Annotated in this window: 4 protein-coding genes; 2 read left to right on the forward strand and 2 right to left on the reverse strand. The window is 62.4% G+C overall.

Going from position 1 to position 2,428, the window contains the following annotated elements; genetic code table 11:
• Window positions 1-256 (forward strand): winged helix DNA-binding protein (locus ENZ75_RS28715; RefSeq protein WP_164888073.1); only part of this gene is annotated, 256 nt, incomplete at its 5' end.
• An 18-nt stretch (window positions 257-274) separates the two neighbouring features.
• On the opposite strand, the gene ENZ75_RS28720 is transcribed toward ENZ75_RS28715, so the two are convergent.
• Window positions 275-886 (reverse strand): pyridoxamine 5'-phosphate oxidase family protein, encoded by a 612-nt coding sequence (locus ENZ75_RS28720; protein ID WP_063167992.1) that lies wholly within the window; start codon window positions 884-886, stop codon window positions 275-277.
• Between the two features lie 65 nt (window positions 887-951).
• Window positions 952-1,305, reverse strand: coding sequence for a DUF971 domain-containing protein (locus ENZ75_RS28725; RefSeq protein WP_013531698.1), 354 nt, complete (start codon window positions 1,303-1,305; stop codon window positions 952-954).
• A 199-nt stretch (window positions 1,306-1,504) separates the two neighbouring features.
• Between ENZ75_RS28725 and moaA the strand changes: the two genes are divergently transcribed.
• On the forward strand, window positions 1,505-2,428 hold a 924-nt coding region (moaA, locus tag ENZ75_RS28730; protein ID WP_128278505.1), incomplete at its 3' end, for a GTP 3',8-cyclase MoaA.

Below are 2,428 nucleotides of genomic sequence, written 5' to 3' on the forward strand. Positions count from 1 at the left end.
GCTCGTCGGCCGCTCCAACATCACCATGCTGTTGCCGCAGCTGGAAGCGCGTGGCCTGCTGCGTCGCGAAGGCGACGAGAAGGACAAGCGCATCCTGCGGCTCGCGCTCACCGAGGCCGGCGAGGCGCTGCTGATGCAGGCGCTGAAAGTGCATATGGCGCTGATCGAGAAGGCGATGAGCCAGTCGACGCCGGAGCAATGCGACATGATCGGCGAGCAGATGCGCAAGATCTATGATGTGCTGAATGAGGCTTGAGCGCCCTTCAGCCCAACCTTACCACATCGTCTTCTTCGCCCGTTCCGGCCATTCCTTGTCGTAGGTTTCGCCGTCGATGTTCTTGCGGCTGGTGATTTCCAGGATCTGTCCGGGCGTCGGCAGCGACTTCGGCTCGACATGCCTTGCCGGGTTCCAGAGCTCGGAGCGGACGATGGCCCGGGCGCATTGGAAATAGACCGCATCGATGTCGACGACGGTCACCGATCGCGCCGCCTTGCCGTCCACCGTGAATGACGCGCACAGCGCTGTATCCGTTGTGATGTGGGCGCGGCCATTGACGCGCAGCGTCGTGCCGGAGCCCGGCACCAGGAACAGCAGGCCGACGCGTGGGTCGCGAATGATGTTTTTCAGCGAATCGGCGCGGTTGTTGCCGCGTCGGTCCGGCATCATCAGCGTTTTCGGATCATGGATGCGCACGAAGCCGGCGAGATCGCCGCGCGGCGAGCAATCAAGCCCCTCCGGCCCGCTGGTCGCCAGCGCGACAAAGGGCGAGGCTTCGATGAAGGCGGCATATTCGGGAATGATGTGGTCGAGTTCCTTGACCAGCGAGGCCTCGCCTGGAACGCCATAGAGTGCCTCGAGCTGCTCGACCGTGGTGATGACGGACATGTTTTCGCCTCCAAACCTTTGCCGGCGCTACCCCAGATCGATGACATCTTCACGACAGCGATGCCCTAGCGGTCCCGGCTAAGGCCCTTTTCCGCAAGCTCCGCGAGATAGGCTTCCCAGCGCGCATCCTTCTCGTGGCCGAGCGTATGCAGGTAATTCCAGGTGAAGATGCCGGTGTCGTGGAAATCGTCGAAGGTGATGCGCACGGCGTAGTTGCCGACCGGCTCGATCTTCAGGATCGCCACATTGCGCTTGCCGGGGACCGTCACCCGCTGATCCGGCGAATGGCCCTGCACTTCGGCCGATGGCGAGGCGACGCGCAGCAGTTCCGCCGGCAGTTCGAACGGATGGTGGTCGGGAAAGGTGACGGACAGAAGTTTGCGGTCCTTGGAAACCCTGAGTTCTTTCGGTGCGGTCATGCTGTTCGATCCCGTGTCATCCGCCCTTCCCTACGCCGCTTCGCCAAACGGGAAAAGGTCTGATGAGACCGACCGACATGCGATGTCGGCTGAGAGATGTTACCAAAGATCGAGAGGCGCTATCTTGAACAGCAGGCCGGATCGTATCACATAGCGGTATATAACGAAGCCGTTCACGGCCACGGGAAGCGCTTGAAGCATGGACATGATTGATCCTTTCGGCCGCACGATCAGCTATCTCCGCGTGTCGGTTACCGACCGCTGCGATTTCCGCTGCACCTATTGCATGGCCGAGGACATGGCCTTCCTGCCTAAGAAGGACCTGCTGTCGCTGGAAGAGCTCGACCGGCTGTGCACGGTTTTCATCGAAAAGGGCGTCAGGCGATTGCGGCTGACCGGCGGTGAGCCGCTGGTGCGCAAGAACATCATGCATCTGGTGCGCCAGCTGTCGCGGCATCTCGAAAGCGGCGCGCTGGAAGAACTGACGCTGACCACCAACGGCTCGCAGCTGTCGCGCTTTGCCGCCGAACTCGCCGATTGCGGCGTCAGGCGCATCAACGTCTCGCTCGATACGCTCGATGCCGACAAATTCCACAAGATCACCCGCTGGGGCCATCTCGACAAGGTCATGCAAGGCATCGATGCCGCGCAGGCGGCCGGGCTCAAGGTCAAGCTCAACGCAGTGGCGTTGAAGGATTTCAACGACGCCGAGCTGCCCGAGATGATGCGCTGGGCGCATGGCCGCGGCATGGACCTGACGGTCATCGAAACCATGCCAATGGGCGAGATCGATGCCGACCGCACCGACCAGTATTTGCCGCTGTCGCTGCTGCGCGCGTCGCTCGAACGCCAGTTCACGCTGACCGACATTCCCTTCAAGACCGGCGGCCCGGCGCGCTACGTCCAGGTCGCCGAGACCGGCGGACGGCTCGGCTTCATCACGCCGATGACGCATAATTTCTGTGAGAGCTGCAACCGCGTCCGGCTGACCTGCACCGGCACCCTCTATATGTGTCTCGGCCAGGAAGATGCCGCCGATCTGCGCGCGCCCTTGCGCGCCTCGGAAGGCAACGAGCTGGTCGCCGAAGCTATAGACGAAGCCATCGGCCGCAAGCCCAAGGGC

This window comes from Mesorhizobium sp. M7A.F.Ca.CA.002.04.1.1 (assembly GCF_004022805.1).
Taxonomy (GTDB): Bacteria; Pseudomonadota; Alphaproteobacteria; order Rhizobiales; family Rhizobiaceae; genus Mesorhizobium; species Mesorhizobium ciceri.

What these genes read in the sequence shown, in the direction of transcription:
- ENZ75_RS28720 (WP_063167992.1), bottom strand. Translation starts at nt 886, where the DNA reads ATGTCCGTCATCACCACGGTCGAGCAGCTCGAGGCACTCTATGGCGTT.
- ENZ75_RS28725 (WP_013531698.1), bottom strand. Translation starts at nt 1,305, where the DNA reads ATGACCGCACCGAAAGAACTCAGGGTTTCCAAGGACCGCAAACTTCTG.